20 protein-coding genes are annotated in these 19561 nt (G+C 60.9%); 5 read left to right on the top strand and 15 right to left on the bottom strand.

Translation table 11 applies throughout. The annotated features are described in order from the left end of the window. Positions 1-3 precede the first annotated feature (3 nt). The 3 genes from KI810_RS02505 to KI810_RS02495 form a co-directional block, all read right to left on the bottom strand. Positions 4-876, bottom strand: a complete 873-nt coding sequence (locus KI810_RS02505; protein ID WP_214173901.1) for a bifunctional 5,10-methylenetetrahydrofolate dehydrogenase/5,10-methenyltetrahydrofolate cyclohydrolase — start codon at positions 874-876, stop codon at positions 4-6. 319 nt (positions 877-1195) lie between these two features. Continuing rightward, positions 1196-2011 (bottom strand): mechanosensitive ion channel family protein, encoded by an 816-nt coding sequence (locus KI810_RS02500; RefSeq protein WP_214173900.1) that lies wholly within the window; start codon positions 2009-2011, stop codon positions 1196-1198. Positions 2012-2193: 182 nt separating this feature from the next. Then, on the bottom strand, positions 2194-2679 hold the full coding sequence (locus KI810_RS02495) for a DUF456 domain-containing protein (protein ID WP_214173899.1): 486 nt from the start codon (positions 2677-2679) through the stop codon (positions 2194-2196). A gap of 279 nt (positions 2680-2958) precedes the next feature. Between KI810_RS02495 and KI810_RS02490 the strand changes: the two genes are divergently transcribed. Continuing rightward, positions 2959-3573, top strand: a complete 615-nt coding sequence (locus tag KI810_RS02490) for a YMGG-like glycine zipper-containing protein (RefSeq protein WP_214173898.1) — start codon at positions 2959-2961, stop codon at positions 3571-3573. 82 nt (positions 3574-3655) lie between these two features. Here the strand turns inward: KI810_RS02490 and KI810_RS02485 are convergent, their stop codons facing one another. The 3 genes from KI810_RS02485 to KI810_RS02475 form a co-directional block, all read right to left on the bottom strand. Beyond that, positions 3656-4540 (bottom strand): retropepsin-like aspartic protease, encoded by an 885-nt coding sequence (locus KI810_RS02485; protein ID WP_214173897.1) that lies wholly within the window; start codon positions 4538-4540, stop codon positions 3656-3658. Positions 4541-4600: 60 nt separating this feature from the next. Beyond that, positions 4601-5587 carry a serine/threonine protein kinase gene (locus tag KI810_RS02480; RefSeq protein WP_214173896.1) on the bottom strand — a complete coding sequence of 329 codons (987 nt, stop codon included), beginning with the start codon at positions 5585-5587 and terminating at the stop codon, positions 4601-4603. A 223-nt stretch (positions 5588-5810) separates the two neighbouring features. Beyond that, positions 5811-7160: a cyclic 2,3-diphosphoglycerate synthase gene (locus KI810_RS02475; protein WP_214173895.1), complete on the bottom strand. Its 1350-nt coding sequence runs from the start codon at positions 7158-7160 to the stop codon at positions 5811-5813. Positions 7161-7290: 130 nt separating this feature from the next. Between KI810_RS02475 and KI810_RS02470 the strand changes: the two genes are divergently transcribed. Both KI810_RS02470 and KI810_RS02465 read left to right on the top strand, forming a co-directional pair. Next, complete coding sequence (locus KI810_RS02470; protein WP_214173894.1) at positions 7291-8394, top strand: putative NPN-dependent ornithine cyclodeaminase; 1104 nt, start codon at positions 7291-7293, stop codon at positions 8392-8394. Between the two features lie 75 nt (positions 8395-8469). Continuing rightward, complete coding sequence (locus KI810_RS02465; RefSeq protein ID WP_214173893.1) at positions 8470-9684, top strand: MFS transporter; 1215 nt, start codon at positions 8470-8472, stop codon at positions 9682-9684. A 103-nt stretch (positions 9685-9787) separates the two neighbouring features. Here the strand turns inward: KI810_RS02465 and KI810_RS02460 are convergent, their stop codons facing one another. Both KI810_RS02460 and KI810_RS17405 read right to left on the bottom strand, forming a co-directional pair. After that, positions 9788-11176: a rhodanese-like domain-containing protein gene (locus tag KI810_RS02460; RefSeq protein WP_214173892.1), complete on the bottom strand. Its 1389-nt coding sequence runs from the start codon at positions 11174-11176 to the stop codon at positions 9788-9790. Between the two features lie 118 nt (positions 11177-11294). Next, a complete protein-coding gene (locus KI810_RS17405; protein WP_281412529.1) occupies positions 11295-12245 on the bottom strand; it encodes an HD-GYP domain-containing protein in 951 nt (316 codons plus the stop codon). 246 nt (positions 12246-12491) lie between these two features. On the opposite strand from KI810_RS17405, the gene KI810_RS02450 reads away from it, so the two are divergent. Continuing rightward, entirely contained in the window at positions 12492-12812 is a 321-nt protein-coding gene (locus tag KI810_RS02450; RefSeq protein WP_246525115.1) for a type II toxin-antitoxin system RelE/ParE family toxin, read from the top strand. Further along, positions 12799-13110 carry a helix-turn-helix domain-containing protein gene (locus KI810_RS02445; protein WP_214173890.1) on the top strand — a complete coding sequence of 104 codons (312 nt, stop codon included), beginning with the start codon at positions 12799-12801 and terminating at the stop codon, positions 13108-13110. The genes KI810_RS02450 and KI810_RS02445 overlap by 14 nt, the downstream gene beginning before the upstream one ends. Before the next feature lie 424 nt (positions 13111-13534). Here the strand turns inward: KI810_RS02445 and KI810_RS02440 are convergent, their stop codons facing one another. The 7 genes from KI810_RS02440 to KI810_RS02410 all read right to left on the bottom strand — a co-directional run bounded on the left by KI810_RS02440 (position 13535) and on the right by KI810_RS02410 (position 19541). After that, positions 13535-14236, bottom strand: coding sequence for a hypothetical protein (locus tag KI810_RS02440; RefSeq protein WP_214173889.1), 702 nt, complete (start codon positions 14234-14236; stop codon positions 13535-13537). 178 nt (positions 14237-14414) lie between these two features. Further along, positions 14415-14729 carry a hypothetical protein gene (locus KI810_RS02435; protein WP_214173888.1) on the bottom strand — a complete coding sequence of 105 codons (315 nt, stop codon included), beginning with the start codon at positions 14727-14729 and terminating at the stop codon, positions 14415-14417. A 15-nt stretch (positions 14730-14744) separates the two neighbouring features. After that, positions 14745-15542, bottom strand: a complete 798-nt coding sequence (locus tag KI810_RS02430; RefSeq protein ID WP_214173887.1) for an ABC transporter ATP-binding protein — start codon at positions 15540-15542, stop codon at positions 14745-14747. Then, on the bottom strand, positions 15539-16447 hold the full coding sequence (locus KI810_RS02425) for an ABC transporter permease (RefSeq protein WP_214173886.1): 909 nt from the start codon (positions 16445-16447) through the stop codon (positions 15539-15541). The genes KI810_RS02430 and KI810_RS02425 overlap by 4 nt, the downstream gene beginning before the upstream one ends. Before the next feature lie 267 nt (positions 16448-16714). Next, a complete protein-coding gene (locus KI810_RS02420; RefSeq protein ID WP_214173885.1) occupies positions 16715-17704 on the bottom strand; it encodes an ABC transporter substrate-binding protein in 990 nt (329 codons plus the stop codon). 231 nt (positions 17705-17935) lie between these two features. Continuing rightward, positions 17936-18742 (bottom strand): putative 4-mercaptohistidine N1-methyltransferase, encoded by an 807-nt coding sequence (locus KI810_RS02415; protein ID WP_214173884.1) that lies wholly within the window; start codon positions 18740-18742, stop codon positions 17936-17938. A gap of 43 nt (positions 18743-18785) precedes the next feature. Next, a complete protein-coding gene (locus KI810_RS02410; protein ID WP_214173883.1) occupies positions 18786-19541 on the bottom strand; it encodes a substrate-binding domain-containing protein in 756 nt (251 codons plus the stop codon). Positions 19542-19561: the final 20 nt, after the last annotated feature.

The raw sequence follows: 19561 nt of genomic DNA, 5'->3' as shown, positions 1-19561 counted from the left end.
CGGTCAGGCCAGGTTGAAATTGTTCTGGTAGGCCACCAGCGTATTGATCATCAGGGCGGTGACGGTCATCCGGCCTACCCCGCCAGGGACCGGCGTTATCCAGGAGCACTTGGGTGCCACCTGGTCGAAGGCCACGTCCCCCACGATCTTGCCGTTCTCCAGCCGGTTGATCCCGACGTCGATAAGGACGACCCCCTCCTTCACCATGTCCTCGGTGACGAAACCGGGTATCCCCACCGCCACGATCACGATGTCACCCCGGCGCGTCTCGTCCAGGAGCAGTTCCCGGGGGGTCTCGATGTGGGTCAGGGTGACGGTGGCGTTGCCGATGTCGAAATCGTTGGAGAGCATGATGGAGATCGGCTTGCCGACGATGTTGGACCTGCCGATGACCACGCAGTGCTTCCCCTTTATCGGCACTTCGTAGAACTGGAGCAGCTTGCAGATGCCGTAGGCGGTCGCCGGCCGGAACGCCTTCTGCCCCAGGGTCATTCGGCCGAAATTGGTGGGGTGGAAGCCGTCGATGTCCTTGTCGGGAGATATGGCGTTGATGATGTGCTGCTGGTTGATGTGCTTGGGGAGGGGGAGCTGGACGATCACCCCGTCCGTGGTCTGGTCCTCGTTGATCTCCTGGATCTTCGCCAGCAGTTCCGCCTCCTTCACCGTTTCCGGGAAACGGATCAGGTTGCTGTCGAAGCCTGCCAGGGTGCTGGTGGTGATCTTCGACTTGACGTACGACTCGCTCGGGGCGTGCTTCCCCACCAGGATAATGGTCATGTGGGGCTTGCGCAGACCGGAATCCACGTATCCCGCAACCTTCTTGGCTATGTCGGCGATCAGGCTCTCCGCGCATTTCTTTCCATCCAACAGGTTCATGATGTGCTGTCCTTTCTTCAGTAACTGGATGTTCCGTGAAGCGCAGGCGCCCGAGCTCCATCCACGCTAAATCACCTTTCACCCCAAAGCGGTAATTGAACACGGAAAAAGCGGATACCATCTGATAAAGGCGGATAAACCCCGGATTTCAGCGTTCACCCGAAAGGTTCGCTATGGTTGTAGACTTCATCCGCAGTTATCCTGATTTTTCCGACTTTTCCGTGTTCCTAATGCTTTTTCAGTTTCTTTTCTATCACAAAACGAAGGGGGCCACAACAGCCCCCTTCGGTGTATACCGCACGTCCCGGGAAATGACCCGCTACGGGTTCTGCACCACCACCATCTGGGCCGGCATGGGAGGCGGAAAACCGGCGGCCGCGAGGCTTTCGCGGATGGTGCGGTTGCCGTCGAAATAGACCTGCCAGTAGTGGTCGTTATGGCAGTAGGGGCGTACGGCCAGCACCGGCCCCACCAGGGTGAAGTCGAGGATTTCCACCTCCACCGCCGGCTGCGGCAGCACGTTGGGAACCGCCGCCAGCTTCTCCCGCAGAAGCTGCATGGCGGCGACATGGTCGGCGCCGCCGGCCAGCTGACACTTCAGCTCGACCCGGCGGAAATCGTTGGCGGTAAAGTTCTGGATGGTATCGCCGAAGATCTTGGCGTTCCCCACCAGGGTCATTACGTTGTCCGGCGTATTGATGGTGGTGACGAAGAGGCCGATCTCCTTTATGGTACCGGTCACCCCGGCCGCCGTCACGAAATCCCCCACCTTGAAGGGGTGCAGCACGACAAGGAAGATGCCGGCCGCCAGGTTGGAAAGGAGTCCTCCCCAGGCGGCGCCGATGGCGATGCCGATGCCGGCCACCAGCGCGGCGAAGGTCGTGGTCTGGATGCCGCAGTAGCCGAGGATGGCCACCACCAGGATGATGTTGAGGGTCACCGCGACGAAGTTGCCGATGTAGCGCATCAGGGTGGGATCGACCTTCTGCTTTTCCAGCACCCCGTTCAGCATCCGCCCCACCAGCCCGATCAGCCAGCGGCCGACGATCCAGAACAGGATGACGGCGAGCAGCTTGGTTCCCAGTTCCGTCAGGTAGGTTGCGGCGATCTGCTGGTACTGTCCCATCGTTTCCATGGCTTCCTCCTTGGTTCGGGAGCCTCCCGCGGCTGACAACACAGAAAGCGGAACACCCCCCTTTCCTGAAATATCATCATTGCAAGTTTAGCCGAACTTGCGGCGTTTCCAAGAAGGAAAGACGACACGGGGAATGTTTAAGCGAGGGGGAAAAGGCCCTGCTGCTTAACGGGACGGGATTCTCAGAAAAAGCGGGCCAGCAGATAGATCCCGACCATGCCCACCCCAAAGGCGAGCTTGGCGGCCATTCCCAGCGCCATGCCGAGGGAGGCCCCCAGCCCGGACCAACCCGCCGCATGCAGGCTCCGCTGGAGCGAAAGTTCACCTATGACCGCCCCGGCGAAGGGGCCGAGCAGAATCCCCGGAATGCCGAAAAATATACCGACTATCCCTCCCAGCAGGGCGCCGGTCATCGCCCGGCCTGACGCGCCGAAGCGTTTCGCGCCGATGGCCGATGCGGCAAATTCCACCAGGTAGGTCAGGACCACCATGACGGCAAGGATAGCCAGCGTCCCCGGACCAACGTAGACAAAATCCTCGGCCCAGGCAGCCAACAACAGCCCCACGAAGAGGAGTGGCGCACCCGGCAGTGCCGGCAGCACCAGCCCGACCAGTCCGAGCAGGGTCAATACACCCGCCCCTGTCCACAACAAAACGGTAACGTCCATCGCTCTCCTCCCTCTTCTCCGCATACCAGAAAACAGCGTAACGGGCTCTTCGGGCAAATGCAACCGCAACCTTCACCCTTCCCGGGAACGGGTCCGGACAGAGTTGACATCAACGGTCGACCAATTAGAATTATGGGACACGGTACCCGGTGTGTTCGCCACGCAGGATTGGTCATCTCCTTCTTTTCGATCAAGGCCTCCTGGGGCAAAGACACCCATAATCAGGTGCATTGGCACGGTGCGTTTGTCGACGCATCAACTCATGACAGGAGGAAACAGATGAACCTGAGAATTGCAGCACTCGTGACGCTTGCCACATTTACCCTGGGGATAGCCAGCTGTGCAACCGTTCCGGAAGGTCATGAGGGAGCGGCAAAAGGAGCCGGCATCGGCGCGGCGACAGGCGCACTGGCAGGGGCACTGCTGGCGGGCGAAGGATCCCGGACCAAGGGAGCGCTCCTCGGAGGCCTCGCCGGGGCGCTGGTGGGGGGTGTGGTCGGCAATTACACCGTCGACAAGAAGAAAACCGCCGCCGAGACGGCAAACAAGTACGGCTACCAGCCGTCGGCGGGGATCATGACGAGGATCGAGAACTCCTCCGCAACCCCCGCCACCGTGAAGCCAGGTGACAAGGTCGACCTGATGGCCACCTACGCGGTGATGTCACCCACACCCACCACCCCGGTTGCCATAACCGAATCCCACGAAATCAGGCTGAACAACGAGCTGGTGGGAAATCCGGCGGTGAATGTCTCCCATCCCGCCGGCACTTACACCTCGACCATTCCGCTCTTCCTCCCCCAGGATGCAAAAAAGGGGATCTACAAGGTAACCACCACCATCAGCACCGCCAGCGGCAAGGACTCCCGGGAGACGTCGTTCACCGTCCAGTGACCTGAAACGGGAAGACACGAAGAAACGGCGGCCGATGGCCGCCGTTTCTGTTCATGCCCTGAAATTCCCCGTTTCGCCCCTCTCAGGGGGTCCAGTTTATCACCCGGTTCCTGAAATCAACATGGTAATGGAGCCCCCGGAGGAAATCCATCCCCAGCAGGCCGTCATAGGGGACCCGCGGGTTCCCGTTGCCGATGATGGCCACGTTCATCTTCGTCCTGGCGTGGGGTCCGACTGCGACCTGGTCGAGCCGCACCCCCCGTGCTTCCACGAATCCTCCCCCCACCACCTGCACGGCACCGGACACGGCCTGGTTGAGATTGATGTCGAGCTGCGCAGCAACCTGGGGGGTGATGGTGGTGATGCTCGCCCCCGTGTCCAGGATCAGCCGCGCCTGGACGCTCCGGGAGCCGAGGGAGAGGGTGACGGGGACGAGGACCGTATTCCCCTCGACGACGACGGGGGTCCCGTTTTTTTCCGGCCGGCCGCTCTCGCCAATGAGCCGGTAGGAAGGGGAGGGACGATGACCTTCCAGGGCGCGGGCAAGGGTGGCGGTCAGCCCCGGATCCAGCGGTTTCAGATGTTCGATTTCCCGGGCTGTCCCCGGCCGGTCACCGAGCGCCAGCAAGGTCAGACCCAGGTCATAGTGGGTTTCCGCCTGCGACGGATCCAGTTCCTCGGCGGTGCGCAGCGCCGCCGCCCCTTTTTCCAGCAGTTCCATATCAGTGGCATGCCGGTTGTCTCCCATCTTCAGATAGGCCCGCCCCAGACCGGCATAGGCGCCGGCGCTCCTGTCGCCACGGCCGATGGCCTGGGAAAAGGCCCTGGCCGCCTTGGCATACTCTTCCCTTGCCAGGTAGGCGGCACCATCGGAGGAAAACGCACCCCCCGCTTCCGCTCCCCCCGGAACCCCGGCAAGCAGGAGAAGCGCCACGATTACCCGTACAAAACCGGATCGAAATTCCATCTTTTCCTCCCTGCCGGCACCGGGTACGAACTTTCGTCAGAGAAGCCACGGCACGAAAACTCAGGGGAGCTCCAGCGGCGGTTCGTCGAGGACCGCCAGCTGTTCCCGCAATTGGAGAATATGCTCCCCCCAGTAGCGGACGGTGTTGAACCAGGGGAAGGTGCCGGGGAAAATCGGATCCTCCCAACGACTGGCGAGCCAGGCGGCGTAATGGAGCATGCGCAGGGAGCGTAGCGCCTCGATAAGCCGCAGTTCCCGGCTATCGAAGTCGTGGAACTCCCGGTATCCCTCCAACAACGCATCCAGCTGGGCGATCTGACGCTGCCGGTCACCGGAAAGCATCATCCAGAGATCCTGCACCGCCGGTGCCGTCCGGGCATCGTCGAAATCGACGAAGTGGGGAACGCCGCCGCGCCAGAGGATGTTGCCGGCGTGGCAGTCGCCATGGGTCCGGATCTGCCGGATCGGTCCCGCCTCCGCAAAGCACGCTTCGATCCCCGCGAGGAGCTGGCCGGTCACCGCCTCGTAGCTGGCCCGGTACTCCGTCGGGATGAAGCGTTCGCCGATGAGGGCCACGCTGGAATGGCCGAAGCTCCGGACATCCAGGGCAGGCCGGTGCTTGAAGGGATGGACTGCACCGACGCTGTGGATACGGCCGAGCATCCGGCCGAGAATCAGCAGGTTGTCCAGGTTGTCGAATTCGGGAGCATGGCCACCCTGGCGGGGATAGAGGGCAAAGAGGAAGTCGCCGTGGCGGAAGAGGCTCTCCCCGGCGCCGTTTCGCCAGGGGGCAACCACCGAAAGCTCCTGGTCGGCCAGCTCCCGGCAGAACCGGTGCTCCTCCCGGATCTGGAGGTCGCTCCAGCGGCCGGGACGGTAGAATTTTGCGATGAGCGGCTGCCCCTCCTCGATCCCCACCTGGTAGACGCGGTTCTCGTAGCTGTTCAGGGGGAAGGTGCGGCAGTCGCAGCAAAACCCCTGGCTCTCCACGGCGTCCATGATGAACTCGGGGGTGAGGGTCTGGAACGGGTGCGGGCTCTCGGGCATGGATCACGGTCCCCTTGTGAATTCGTGGTCGGTACGATTTGCCCCACCATACCATCAATCGCCGCCGGAACCAAGGAGAAGGGTATCGTGCTGCTACGAACTCGCAACATGACTACTCGACGTCCCCCCTCCTTCCTCCCCCCGCTGGGGGGAGAACTCCTTGCCCTCCCCCAGCGGGGGAGGGGTGGGTGGGGGAAGAAACGGTCGGCAGTCAACGGATTCTTCAGTACGACCCGCCGGTTCGATCCAGAAGCCCGCAGATGGCGTCACGCAGGGGAGTCCCGTCGATCTCGCTGATGGCATAGGAAACGCGGATAATGGATCGCGTGCTTGCCAGCAGCCTGTTCAGGTCGATGGGGGTAGCCGCCAGCACCAGATCGCATGGAACTGCAGCTATGGTGGCGGCCAGATCCGCCACCTGGGCCGGGCTGTATCCCATGGCGGGAAGCACCGGACCTACGTGGGGGAATGCGGCATAGACCCCGGCCAGTGACCCCCGTGCCCAGGGGCGGGGGTCCACCACGTGCGCACCGTGCTGCCGGGCCGCCGCAAGGCCGGCCCCCGACGGGAGGGAACCGTGGGTGACGGAGGGGCCGTCCTCCACCACCAGCACCCGTTTCCCCCGAAGCCGTTCCCCGTCGGTCACGGTCACGAGCGATGCCGTCCGGACCACCATGGCCGCCGGGTTCACCCGCTTCGCCACGGCCTCCACCGCTTCCACTGCCGCCGGCTCTGCGGCGTTCACCTTGTTGACGATGATGATCCGCGCCCGCCGCAAGTTGACCTCGCCGGGATACCAGGAGGTCTCGTGCCCCGGGCGGAGAGGGTCCGCCACCACGATCTCCAGGTCGGAACGGAAGAAGGGGAGGTCGTTGTTCCCCCCGTCCCAGAGGATAACCTGAGCCTCCTTCTCGGCCCGGCGCAGGATCCGCCGGTAGTCGACCCCCGCGTAGACGATGGCGCCGTGCTCCAGCAGGTGCTCGTACTCCTCCCGCTCCTCGATGGTGCAGTGGAACCGGTCCAGGTCGGCGGGCTCCGCGAAGCGCTGCACCGCCTGGGCGGCCAGGTCGCCGTAGGGCATGGGGTGGCGCACCACCACCGGCCGGATCCCCCGCTCCCGCAGGATATCGCAGAAATAGCGGACCACCTGGCTCTTGCCGCAACCGGTCCGGACGGCGCAGACCGACACCACCGGCCGGCGGCTCGCCAGCATGGTCGCGTCCGGGCCGATGAGACGGAAATCGGCGCCGCAGGCGAGGACCAGCGAAGCGGTGTGCATCAGCTGCTCGTGGGAGATGTCACTGTAGGCGAAGACCACCTGCCAGACGTTGTGGCGGCGGATCAGGTCGGGGAGTTGTTCCTCGGGATGGATGGGAATCCCCTTGGGGTAGAGTGGCCCAGCCAGGGTCGGGGGATAGCGCCGGTCGCTGATGTAGGGGATCTGGGCCGCCGTGAACGCCACCACCCGGAACAGGGGGTTGTCCCGGAAGCAGCAGTTGAAGTTGTGGAAATCCCGCCCCGCCGCCCCCATGATGATGACCCGCGTGGGGCGGTTCGCCCTGCCTCTCTCCATTGCATCCTCCTCGGCCTTATCTACTCGCCATAAGCGTACCACATATTGGCGGCTGTCGCCCGCTCCCACCTTGACAAATCTTCGTCCGGCGCTTTACTTGTCCCATCTCCCCCACACCCAGGAGGCCATCATGGCAGCCATTCCCTCCTACACCCCTCCCGACTTCTCCCGCCCCGACCTGGCCGCGGCACCGGCGGTCCGCACCGCACCGGCGCCCGCCGACGGCGTTCTCCCCCCCGGCTTCCACGCCACCAGCAACCACCCCGAGTACGTCCACCGGGGAAGCGGCGAGTGGCTGCTGGCCGGGGAGAGCCGGATGGACGCTGTCCTGCTCCTTGATGCCGGCGGGCTCCGGGTGGTGGAACCCCGCCTCGTCCGGCAGGGTGAGCCGGTGGTCATGGGGCGGAGTGAAAACGGCGAGGAGGGGATCTACGTCCACACCACCGGCTTCGATCCCGCCGGGACGGCAACGGAGGGGAAATTCGCCTTCCGCGCCCGCGGCACCCGGGAGACCCCCTTCTCCCGCTCCTACGACGAACTGTACGAGATTCTCCGCCACGACCGGGAGCAGGGCTCCATTCTCTGGGTGCTGGGGCCCGCCGTCGCCTTCGACCGGGACAGCCGCGACGCCATGCAGTGGCTGATCGAGAACGGCTATTGCCACGCCCTGCTGGCGGGGAACGCCCTCGCCACCCACGACCTGGAGGCGGCCCTCTTCCGCACCGGCCTCGGCCAGGACATCTACACCCAGGCCCTGGTTCCCGGCGGGCATTACAACCACCTGGACGCCATCAACGAGGTCCGCCGGCGGGGGTCACTGGCACGGACCGTCGCCGAACTGGATATCCGGGACGGCATCATCCCCGCCTGCCTCCGACGTTCCGTCCCCTTCGTCCTGGCCGGCTCCATACGGGACGACGGCCCCCTTCCCGAGGTGATCACCGATACGGTCCAGGCCCAGGACGCCATGCGCCAGCAGGCGCGCCGGACCACCACCGTCATCGCCGTGGCGACCCAGCTCCACACCATCGCCACCGGCAATATGGTCCCCGACTACCGGGTGATGGAGGACGGCACCGTGCGGCCGGTCTTTTTCTACATCGTGGACATGTCCGAATTCGGCGCCGATAAGCTGGCCAACCGCGGATCGGGACAGGCGAGGGCCATCCTCACCAACGCCCAGGATTTCGTGGTGAACCTGCGGCACGCCCTGGCGGGGACAGGCAAACTCTAGCTGGACAAGAGCCGTGGACTGGCATAGGATGCCCCCGTATACCATCACGGCACCGAAGGGACCCGACACCCGACCATGCCTCCCTTTTCGCTCCGGCAGCACCGACCGCTCGCCTTCTTCATCGCCGCCCGCGGCGCGGCGACCCTGGCCTACCAGATGGCGGGTGTCGCCGTCGGCTGGCAGATCTACGGGCTGACCCACCGCGCCCTGGATCTGGGGCTGGTGGGGCTCGTCCAGTTCATCCCGTCACTTCTCCTCACCCTCTACGTGGGACACCTGGCCGACCGCCACGACCGGCGGCGGATCGTCTCCTTCGCCCTCCTGGCCGAGGCGGCGGCGCTGGCCGGCCTCGCCGCGACCACCCTCCTGCACGGGGGGAGCCGGGAGACCATCCTCCTCTTCGTCCTCGCCATCGGCATCGGCCGCGCCTTCGAATACTCCACCATGCTCGCCCTGGTCCCGTCCCTGGCGGAACCGGAGATCCTCCCCCAGGCCATAGCCGCCAGCTCCGGGGTCAAGCAGGCGGCCACCATCGTCGGCCCCGTGCTGGGGGGCTTCCTCTACCTCGCCGGCCCCGCCGCGGTCTACGGCACCAGCTTCATCCTCTTCCTCTTTGCCGCCGTCACCATCCTCTGCATCCGGATCAGGCGAATCCCCCCCGCGCGGGAACCCATAAGCATTAAAACCGTCTTCGCCGGGATCGGCTTCATCCGGAGCCGCCCCGTCCTCCTCGGCGCCGTATCCCTCGACTTGTTCGCCGTCCTCCTGGGGGGTGCCACGGCGCTCCTTCCCATCTACGCCCGGGACATCCTGCTCACCGGCCCCGAGGGGCTCGGCCTGCTCAGGGGGGCGCCGGCCGTGGGGGCGCTGGCCGCATCCCTCTACCTGGCCCGCAACCCCCTCCGCCAGAGGGTCGGACGGGTCATGTTCGCCGCCGTCGCCCTGTTCGGCGCCATGACCGTCGTCTTCGCCCTCTCCCGCTCCATCCTCCTCTCCTTCGCGGCCCTCGCCATCCTCGGCTGGGCCGACATGATCAGCATCGTCATCCGCGCCTCCCTTATCCAGCTGGAGACGCCGGACGAGATGCGGGGCCGGGTGAGCGCCGTCAACGCCATCTTCGTCAGCTCCTCCAACGAACTGGGGGAGTTCGAATCGGGGCTCACCGCCGCCTGGTTCGGCGCCGTCCCGGCCGCTCTCATCGGCGGCATCGGCACCCTCGTCGTCGTCCTCATCTGGATGCGGCTCTTCCCGGAGTTGCTCAAACGGGAACGGCTGCAGGGGGATGGCTGATCGCTGCCTTTCAGCTACTGGCGAACCAGACCAGGAGAATCAAAACGACAACGCCCCGGCAGGTTTTCCTGCCGGGGCGCGCGCGTCTTAGGGACAAAGCTTGTTATTTCTTGATCGTGAAGGTGCCATCCTTGTCGGTCGTGATGGTGGCGTCGAGGAAGCGGATGTTGTACCCCTTCTCCTTCAGGATGGTGTAGGACATCTCGGCCCGGGCACCGGTGGAGCAGTGCAGGACGACCTCCCTGTCCTTCGGGATTTCGGCCAGGCGCGAGACGATCTCTTCGGCCGGGATGTTGACCGCCCCCCTGATCATGCCGGTCTCCTCAACCTCCTCACGGGTGCGGACATCGATGATCTGAATACCGGCCGGAACGCCCCTGGCAAAGGCCTCGAAGTCGGCCACCGGAATGCTGCCGGCCTTCGGTTTGGGGACATAGACGACCCTGGTCGCCGGCGTACCCGTTTCGACCCCGTATCCGGCACCCTTCCAAGCGGCAAAGCCGCCGGTCAGCACCCGCGGCCCCGGGTAGCCGGCTTCGACAAGCTTCATCGCCACCTTCTCGGCGCTACCGTCACCCTTGGCGTCGTAGACCACGATGGGGGGCTTCAACTCCTTGTCCGGAAACGACGGGAGGGCGCCGTCGACGGCCTTCTCCGGAATGTTCACCGCGCCTTTGATGAAGCCTGCCCTGGCTTCCTTGTCGGAGCGGACATCCAGGAGCACGAAGGAGAGGTCCTTGTCGAGCCACCCTTCCTTGAGGGCCCGGGCGTTCAGGATGGTAAAGTTGCGCTTGTTCCACTCGGGAATGCCGTCGTGGAATATTTTGACGTTGGTGTAACCGATTTTCTCCGCCTCACGGGCGGAGGAAGGGCTGAGCGCTCAGGTGACGCCGGCGCAGAAGTAGACCAGGAGCTCACCCTTGTCCCTTGGGAGCTTGTCCAGGTTCTTCTGAAACGCCGGCAGCGGGATGTTGATGGCGGTCGGGATGGACCCTTCCTGGAACTTGATGGGGGGGCGGGCATCCACCAGGGTGTACTTCGTATTCCCCTTCAGTAGCTTTTCCAGTTCCGCCACGTTCATCTGCTTCTCGGCCGGCACCTTCATGGGGGGCTTGATGGAGATCTCCGAGATGCTCTTGACGCCGTCGGCACCCTCCACATAGGCGACCCGCACCTCGTGCCCCTTCTTGATGCCGCGCAGCGACTTCTCCACGTTGTCCGGCGTCGAGCCGTTGACGCGCAGGGTGGTCTTGTCGAACCTGACCACCTCGGCGGCGCTGTCCAGCCTGAGCTGGATCGATTGCGACTTCATCGACACGTTGTCGTAAAACGCCCGCAGCTGCCCTGCTTCCGGCTTGTGGCAGACGGAACAGGACGTGACGTCCTTCGTCCTGGCCGGTGGCGCCTGATCGACCGCCAGAACCGCCGGCGCAACCATCAGTGCGGCGACGGCCAGACCGGCAAGGGTTTCCCCGGTTTTCCGAAAATCCATTATCCTTCCTCCTTTCAGGGTGATAGGAGCAACTATACAATTTTTCCCGAATAGTTCAATTTCTGAATACAAGGATTCATGGGGCAGGTGCTATCGGGTCAGCCACCTGCTCCGGGAATCATGCCTTGGGATCTCCATCCGGATTGCCGTCGGACTCGTAGGAGCAGGGGATTGCCCCAAGGTAGAGGTTGTCGGGCGGAGGGGTGCCGCGCTGTTCATGGGAAAGGGTGCACTCCGTGTAATGGGGCTGGTTTTTCCGGTTGCAGCCTATCAGGGCGCGTACCACGTCGGCACTGACGGCACCTTTGTGCGCCAGCACGGTGAGTTCCTCCATGGCCGTGCGCAGATCGTAGGAGTGGGGTCGATAGGGGCGGGGGGAGATGAGCGCGTCGAACATGTCGCTGACGGCCACGATCTCCACAACTCTGTTCTGCAGTGCAATCCCGCGTGGATAACCCGAGCCGTCACACCGTTCATGATGATCACGGGCGGTAATCGCCGCCGGATGGTTCGGGTCCATCAGATAATAACTCAGCAGGACATAGCCCGCCGCGGCATGATGGCTCAGTTGCATCCGTTCGTGCTCGCTCAGGGGGGTCGATCTCTTGTGGACTCCCAGCGGCACGCAGATTTTGCCGAAATCATGGTTCGAAGCCGCCGCAAGCTCTCGGGACAGCTCATTCCGGTCGTCGAAGAAGTCCTGGGCCAGCAGCCGCGACAGGGCGAAAACCGTCAGGATGTGGCGGTAGGTATAGGGGTCGTGGGCCTTGAAGTAGCCGTAGATGTCCAGCAGGGGGTGGACAAATTCGACCTGCTGCAGCGAATCGAAAATGGCTTTTGTACGTGCCGGCCTGGAAAAGATATGGCAATAGGGTGGCTGCTCCATGAAGCTGCGCAGGTCTTCGGCGATCGTGCCGTACTCCATCAGCCGCATGCGGGGAAACGTTTCCGTCCGCGCCGACCGGGCCAGTTCCGCCATGGTCTCCGGTGTCAGGGAGGTGCCGACGGGAAGCAGCTCTTTGCCGTCAAGGGTAACAACCGGGTAGCACAGTTGCAGCGTTTTCTCCAAGGCTCTCTCCTGTAATGCCAATGGCTGCGCCGTTGACAGGGACTCGCTAGATCTCAATCTCACCAGTAAGAAATGTTACAGCGCTCCCCAACAAATGAACTCGATGACCGACAAGCTCGCACGTGAGCTTACCACCCCTCTCGCTGTGAGCTACCTTTCAAGATTTGGGTGACTGATGGTATCCAGCAGTCTTCTCTGCAAAAAAAATCAGATTGACTTTATACGTCAATGCCGTATATTGACTCTATGGTCACGTTCGTCGAATCACCGCTATTTACCAAACAGATTCATGATTATCTGACTGACGACGAATATCGGGTTTTTCAGGCGTTCCTCGCTGCCACCCCAGACGCAGGCGATGTGGTGCGCGGTTCCGGCGGAGTCCGCAAAGTTCGCTGGAGCCGTCGCGGCACCGGCAAGAGCGGCGGCGTCAGGGTTCTTTATTTTGCCCGTTCAGAAGCCGGCGAGATTTGGTTACTCCTTATCTATGCTAAAAGCGCTGTTGACAGCATTCCCGGACACATTCTCAAAGCTCTAAAGGAGGAGATGGAACATGTCGCTCGATGAAAAAAAACTGCTTGAACGTGATGCAAAGCGAAACATAGGCGAAGAACTGCTCCAGGCTGTTCGAGACATCAAGGCCGGCAGGGTCGGACGTGTTTCCACCCTGGAAGTTTCGCCTATAGCTTCAGCCCGACAAAAGATCGGTCTTTCTCAGAGCGAATTCGCAAAAATGCTTGGTGTGTCGCTCCGAACTCTACAGGAGTGGGAGCAAGGGCGTCGTACCCCTTCCGGGGCGGCAAAGTCTCTCATCACTATTGCCATCAAGAAACCGGAGATTATAAAAGAACTGCTGGCTGCCTAGTATCCTTGGAGTGGATCAGCCATGCCGATGGCTGATCTTTTCTTTTGCCCGCCATGTCTATTGATGTCTAAATTTCTCAATCTGCTCTTCATTCAGCTCTTGAATATCGTCCCTTTGCTCTCCGGAAAGATCGGTCTCGTCTGAGTATTCAAGCACCTCAAATTTCTCGTACAGCCATTCATGATCTGTAGTCCAGTCATAGTTCCAGTCTTAGTTACCAGCCACACGCAGTCAAGCCCATCTTGTTTCGAGTAGTAACCGATTATCCTTATTTCGCCTTTCTCATGGCCTTGTCTTCGCGCATGAGGCCACAGCTTCTTATTGATCTTGGAGGAATGGGAATCAACTTCATTTAGATTTATCCAACGGCGTGGGGGCGCACCAGCGCGTTAGCGCCTGTGTGCCGCCACCTGGTTAGGTTGTCTTATCTACCCGGGGCTAAAAGGGCTGGTTGCCCGCCAAGCACCCAAGCAAGAGCAGTGCCTGCAAGTCGGAGTAGGTCTTTCGCTGCTTCGGGAGCAAGTGCTGCCCCGACGACAATATTAATAAGTGCACCATATGCCAAATTGAACCAGTCTTTCCTGCCCATTCTAGAAGCGGCTTCTTCAAGATATTGGAGGCGTTCTTCAACAAATCCAACCCTTGCTTCAGAAACCAAATGCGTTGATTCAATGTATGCGCGTATTTCATTCAAACTCCGAGATATATGCTCGCGCTCTGATGGACTAAACAGACTATTGGTTTCATCCTCAACGACTACCGTGCCCAGCAGTAAAGCACTTTCACCAGCAATCGCTGTCCACATGTCGGGTGTTTCCAATTCCCGTTTTAGATTTCTTAGCCAGTTATTGCTAAAATAACTCAGTTGATAGTCCCAACTTCCCGGATACTGACTTTCTACTAGCACATCTTCGCCTGGGGAATATTGACACCAATGCTTCCCTTTAACTAAATCGAAGTGAAAGTAATCTCCGGATGGTACGTAGACAAGGCGTGGCACACTGAGTCTGCTTTCATGTAGACTATTCACTGTTTCCCATTGGAACGCCGCTGGTTCAAGGTCAGCACCCTGAATTAGTAAGAAAACTTCGTTACGTTGAGACTTAAGTAATTGGTGTCCCGTCATTCATTTTTCTCCTATCTACCTAACTCGTGATTGACCGGTTAGGTGTAGTTCCCCATATAGGTAACCGGTTCCTAATATACGGAATATGTTCCCAATATGGGAAACCATAAAAGTTACTTATATTGGGAACTTTGCCCCATCATTTTACTTATCCGGCATGTTCCTCTGCTTCCAAATTTCAATCCTTCACAATCCTTCCTTCCAGTTCGGTATCGCCCCGGATAACCCCAAACGGCACCCGCCACAATTTTTTCTCCGGATTCCACGTGCCGCCTGCTAACGCCATATGATGAGTGGGTTCTTTTTTCGTTGGGCGTGCTGTGCTATTGGGAAGATTGCCGAAAATATACGCAAACTCTGATAGCCTGTAAATTAAAATATTCAACAAAATGAGCGGTAAGCGGGGTGGCATCGAAAAAACAAACAACCATGCAAATCCTCCCTTCCCACATAAAAAAAGGCGGCCAATCGGCCGCCTTTCGCGTTTCGTCACTGATGGTGCCTACCCTCACTCCTCGGACAGCAAGGTCCGGTCGTTCTCGAAGCTCTTGTGACGGATCTGGTGGAACTTGTCGATGAGCTTCTCCACGGTGAGGGCTTTCTTCTCTTCCCCCGCCGCCTCGAAGATGATCTCCCCCTTGTCCATCATCAGGAGCCGGTTGCCGTACTCGATGGCATGGCTCATGTTGTGGGTGATCATCATGGCGGTGAGCTTGTACTCCTGGATGAACTTGTTGGTCAGTTCCAGGACGATGGCGGCGTTCTTCGGGTCGAGGGCCGCCGTGTGCTCGTCCAGCAGGATCAGGTCGGGACGGGAGAGGACCATCATCAGCAGGGTCAGGGCCTGGCGCTGCCCGCCGGAGAAGAGGGCCAGGTTCTCCTTCATCCGGTCCTCCAGCCCCATCCTGAGCTGAACCAGCTCCGACCGGAAGAACTCCCGCATCTTGTGGTTCAGGCTCCGCTTCAGCCACTTGAACCCCTTCCTGTAGGTGATCATCATGTTGTCTTCCAGGCTCATGTTGCTCGCCGTCCCGAGGAGCGGGTTCTGGAAGATCCTGCCGATGTACTGTGCCCGTTTGTACTCCGGGTCGCGGGTGATGTTCCGGTCGTTCAGGTGGATGGAGCCGACCGTGGGGGTGATGGTGCCGGCGATGAGGTTGAAGAGGGTGGACTTGCCGGCGCCGTTGCTCCCGATGACGGTGACGAAATCCCCCTCGTTGACTTTCAGGTTGATGGTGGAGATCGCCTGGTTCTCGTTCACCGTCCCCTGGTTGAAGATCATGGATACGTTCTTGAGCTCGATCATTTCTTCACCACGGCTTTGACGGCAAATTTCTTCAGCTTCCTGCTCTGGGTCATTATCAGCAGCACGATGATCAGTATCCCCTTGATCAGGTTCAGGTCGTTGGGGGTCATGTTGACGAGATACCCGTAGTAGCGTCCCACGTACATGACCGCATAGAAGCAGATGGAGCCGAGAACCGCGCAGAACGTCAGGACGCCGATCCGGTTGCTCTTCATGATCAGGAACTCGCCGATCATGACCGACGCCAGGCCGGAGATGATGATCCCCTGGCCGAGCCCCACGTCGGCGAAGCCGAGGTACTGGGCCGCGAAGGCGCCGGAGAGGGCGACGAGCCCGTTGGAGAGACCGAGGCCGATGGATTTCAGGGTCTTGGGGTTCACCCCCTGGGAGATGACCATCTGCTCGTTGTTCCCCATGGCGCCGATGGTCATCCCCAGGTCGGTGCGGAAGAAGACATCCAGCAGGAGCTTGATGACAAGGGCGACCACGGCGAAGAAGACCAGCAGGATGTACTCGTCGGGGACGATGCCGGTCAGTCGGTCGGTGACCTGGGTCAGGATTGTCTCCTGGTTGAGGAGGGGGACGTTGGCCCGGTTCCCCAGCACCCTGATGTTGACCGAGTAGAGCATGGTCATGGTCAGGATGCCGGCCAGGAGGTTGGGGACCTTGAGGTGGTTGTGGATGAGGGAGGTGACGAACCCGGCGATAATCCCGCCGGCGAAGGCGATGAGGAGCGCCAGCCAGCCGTTCACCCCCGACAGGAGGCACTGGGCCATGAGGGCCGCCCCGAGGGGAAACGAACCATCCACCGTCAGGTCGGGGAAATCCAGGACCCGGAAGGAGATGAACACCCCCAGGACCATGATGCCGTAGATGAGTCCTTCAACGAAAATACCTTCGATCATAGAATCCTTCTTAAACATTTACCACAGAGGACACGGAGAAACGCAAAGGCAATGGAACGCGGAAAAGGCGGAAAAATCAGATCAAGGCGGATCAACCTAAGCAAACGGCTTGATGCTTGGAAGATTATGGTTTGATCCGCCTTTTCAGATGTGATCCGTGTCCCATTCTGTTTTTCAGGATTCTGGTTTAACCCTGTATATCCTGTCCATCCCTGCTAAATCTATGTTCCGGTTGTTCTCCGTGTCCTCCGTGGTTAAAAGCAGCCCTTATTTCTTCGTCAGCTTGCCGTTCTCCACCACCTTGTTGGCGGTCTTGACGATATCCTTCGGGACGGTGAGGCCGAGTTTCTTCGCCACGTCCAGGTTGATCAGCAGGTCCACGTCGGAAGCCTTGGTCATGAAGCGGGTCGGGATCTGCGCAGGCTTCTTCCCCTTGAGGATCTCGGCGACCATCTTCCCAGTGGCCCGTCCCATCTTGTAGTAGTCGAATCCCCACGCGGCGAGGACGGGATGGGACTCGGCGGAGCTCGGGTCGGCCGACATGACCGGTACCTTGTTCTTCATCGCCACGTCCGTCACGGCGCTCATGGCGGAGACCACCGTGTTGTCGGTACTGATGTAGAGGGCATCGACCCGCCTGATGATGGACTGGACCGCCTGCTTCACCTCGGCGGACTTGGAGACCGTGGTCTCCACGAACTCGATCCCCATGGTCTTGCAGACCTGCTTCACCACACCCGCCAGCACCACCGCGTTCTCTTCGGAGCTTGTGTAGATGTGGCCGAGCCGCTTCACCTTCTTCATCTTGAGGAGCAGCTCGATCTGCTGTTTCACCGGAGTCATGTCGGAGACGCCGGTCACCATCTTGTCCCCCTGGGTCAGGGACTTGACCAGCCCGGCCTTCACCGGGTCGGTCACCGCGGAGTAGACCACCGGCGTGGTTTTCAGGGTGTTCACCAGCGCCTGGGCAGTGGGGGTGGCGATGCCGACCGCAAGATTGACCTTCTCCGACTGGAACTTGTTGGCGATGGAGGCAGCAGTATTGGCGTCGCCGTTGGCGTTCTGCAGGTCGTACCGGGCGTTGATCTTCAAGGCGGAGAGCTCGTCCTGGATCCCCTTTTCAACGGCATCCAGGGCCGGGTGCGAGACGATCTTCGATATCCCGATGAGGGGCTGTGCCGAGTCCGCGGCAAAGGCCGAAGAAACCAGTATGAGGGGAACTGCAAGGAAGATCACCAGGCTCAGTCTTGTACGCACGTAACACCTCCGGAACGATAGTAAATTTTCCGCACCTTTGCCGCAGCAATGGGGAAGAATAGCACCCCGGAAGAGCGGCCGTCAACGTGATTCTGGCGTTCACTCCCTCGATGGCAACTGGTAAGACCCGAAAAGCCCACATCTTGAATGTAGTGGCACAAATATGTCAAAACGTCGAACCTGGTACGGTGCCAGACCAGTCCACGACGCGCCAATCTCACCCCTGCCCCCTCATGCCAGCTCCCATGCCGTCAGTTCAGCGATGGTGTGCTGGTACTTGCGCCGGGTCTCACGGATCACGAAGGGGATGTCCCGTGGCTCACCGACCATCCGGAAGCGGGTCGCTAGTGCCTCCTTCAGCCCATCCAGGGTCCAGACCGGCTCGCCGGCATCGCGGTATCCTCCCAGCCAATCCTCGTGTTTCGTGAATTCCTCCAGCCAGCTATAGGGGGAGGTGATTATCAGCAGACCGCCTGGGTTCATCCGCTCGTGGATGGTGGTGAGGAACCGGCGCGGCGCATAGAGCCGGTCGATGAGATTGGCGGCCAGCACCAAGTCGTAGCCGGCGAACTTGTCCGGAAGGTTGCAGGCATCAGCCTGGAAGAACGCCACCCGATCCCGGACCTCCGCCAGCCCCAGGTCGACAAGGCCGATTTCGTGAAAGGAGACGATTTCCCCCTCCTCGGGCAGGGCAAAACGCAGGTATCCCTCCTCCTGCATCCGGGCGGCCAGTCGAAAGAAGCGGGTGGAGAAATCGAGTCCGGTGACCCGCTCGAAGCCCCCCCGTGCCAGTTCGAAGGAGCCCCGCCCCACGGCGCACCCCACGTCCAGAGCGGCACCTTTCGTGCGCCCTTCCATCAGTTCCAGGCATATCCTGGCACAGGTGGCCGGAAAGTTCGCCACGTCGAAGTGGTCCGGCCCGTAGTGGGCATCGCAGTACTGGGCGGCCAGAGTGTCGGTCTCGTACTGGTCCTGGCGGATGACAACCGGCGCGGTGTCCATGGCGTCACTCTCCGTGTCGGTAGCGATGTGGCGCATGATGCGCTTTACGAGTATACCACGGAGATCGGAGTCTTCCCCCCTACTGAAGCAAAGCCATATCTTTCAGAATATCCGTCAACTTCTTCACGTTCGGCGTCGGCTCCCCCCTGGTCACCACGATGACCGGCGACGAAACCACCGGAGCCTTCGGCACCCTTATCCCGGCGGCAATGTAGCCGGAAGGGGCGATACCAATGGCTCCCGGAGTCTCCATGACCAGCTTCCGCACCTCGTCGTAGCTGTTGACGGTGAGCAGTTTCGGCGCAAACGGCGCATCGCCGAGGATATCCTTGATGAACATGGTGTTCTCCGCTTCCGCAGAAAGGTTCCAGACCACCACAATCCCTCTGTTGGCCCCTTTGAGCTGTTTCCAGTTGGTGACCCTGCCCGCGAATATGGTCTTGAGTTGCTTCTTCGACAGCCGTTTCACGTTGTTTTTCCTGTTGAGAAAAATGACCATATCGTTCTTGCCCACGCCGGTGCTCCGGAGGGTGGCAGAATCAACCATCTTTTCTTCCCCATAGGCATGCAGCAGGTCGGAAAGGGACCGTACCGACACCACGGCATCCACTGTCCCGTTCGACAGGTCGGCAAGTTCGTTCCCCGGTGCGCTCCGGACGATCTCCAGGGTAATCCCTTCGTTCTCCTCCTCGAACGTCTCCTTCGCCGGCAGGACAAAGCCGCTGATGGCCGCCTCCTCACCACCGACCCGCACTACCTTGGCGGACGGCGCGCATCCCGTCGTGCAGCCTATGAGCAGGAACACTACTGCCAGCACTTTTACGTACCATGTCATAAATAAACTCCCGAAATGAA

The sequence above is a fragment of the Geomobilimonas luticola genome, assembly GCF_018476905.1.
Taxonomy (GTDB): Bacteria; Desulfobacterota; Desulfuromonadia; order Geobacterales; family Geobacteraceae; genus Geomobilimonas; species Geomobilimonas luticola.
Note: the sequence above shows the minus strand (reverse complement) of the source record. Positions and strands in the feature narration are given on the sequence as shown.

Bases quoted from the DNA above. Each gene is read 5' to 3' on its own strand.
- KI810_RS02490 (WP_214173898.1), top strand. From the start codon at position 2,959: ATGAACCTGAGAATTGCAGCACTCGTGACGCTTGCCACATTTACCCTG.
- KI810_RS02410 (WP_214173883.1), bottom strand. From the start codon at position 19,541: ATGACATGGTACGTAAAAGTGCTGGCAGTAGTGTTCCTGCTCATAGGC.
- KI810_RS02440 (WP_214173889.1), bottom strand. From the start codon at position 14,236: ATGACGGGACACCAATTACTTAAGTCTCAACGTAACGAAGTTTTCTTA.
- KI810_RS02485 (WP_214173897.1), bottom strand. From the start codon at position 4,540: ATGGAATTTCGATCCGGTTTTGTACGGGTAATCGTGGCGCTTCTCCTG.
- KI810_RS02450 (WP_246525115.1), top strand. From the start codon at position 12,492: ATGGTCACGTTCGTCGAATCACCGCTATTTACCAAACAGATTCATGAT.
- KI810_RS02415 (WP_214173884.1), bottom strand. From the start codon at position 18,742: ATGCGCCACATCGCTACCGACACGGAGAGTGACGCCATGGACACCGCG.
- KI810_RS02465 (WP_214173893.1), top strand. From the start codon at position 8,470: ATGCCTCCCTTTTCGCTCCGGCAGCACCGACCGCTCGCCTTCTTCATC.
- KI810_RS02470 (WP_214173894.1), top strand. From the start codon at position 7,291: ATGGCAGCCATTCCCTCCTACACCCCTCCCGACTTCTCCCGCCCCGAC.
- KI810_RS02475 (WP_214173895.1), bottom strand. From the start codon at position 7,160: ATGGAGAGAGGCAGGGCGAACCGCCCCACGCGGGTCATCATCATGGGG.
- KI810_RS02505 (WP_214173901.1), bottom strand. From the start codon at position 876: ATGAACCTGTTGGATGGAAAGAAATGCGCGGAGAGCCTGATCGCCGAC.
- KI810_RS02425 (WP_214173886.1), bottom strand. From the start codon at position 16,447: ATGATCGAAGGTATTTTCGTTGAAGGACTCATCTACGGCATCATGGTC.
- KI810_RS02495 (WP_214173899.1), bottom strand. From the start codon at position 2,679: ATGGACGTTACCGTTTTGTTGTGGACAGGGGCGGGTGTATTGACCCTG.
- KI810_RS02430 (WP_214173887.1), bottom strand. From the start codon at position 15,542: ATGATCGAGCTCAAGAACGTATCCATGATCTTCAACCAGGGGACGGTG.
- KI810_RS02480 (WP_214173896.1), bottom strand. From the start codon at position 5,587: ATGCCCGAGAGCCCGCACCCGTTCCAGACCCTCACCCCCGAGTTCATC.
- KI810_RS02500 (WP_214173900.1), bottom strand. From the start codon at position 2,011: ATGGAAACGATGGGACAGTACCAGCAGATCGCCGCAACCTACCTGACG.
- KI810_RS02445 (WP_214173890.1), top strand. From the start codon at position 12,799: ATGTCGCTCGATGAAAAAAAACTGCTTGAACGTGATGCAAAGCGAAAC.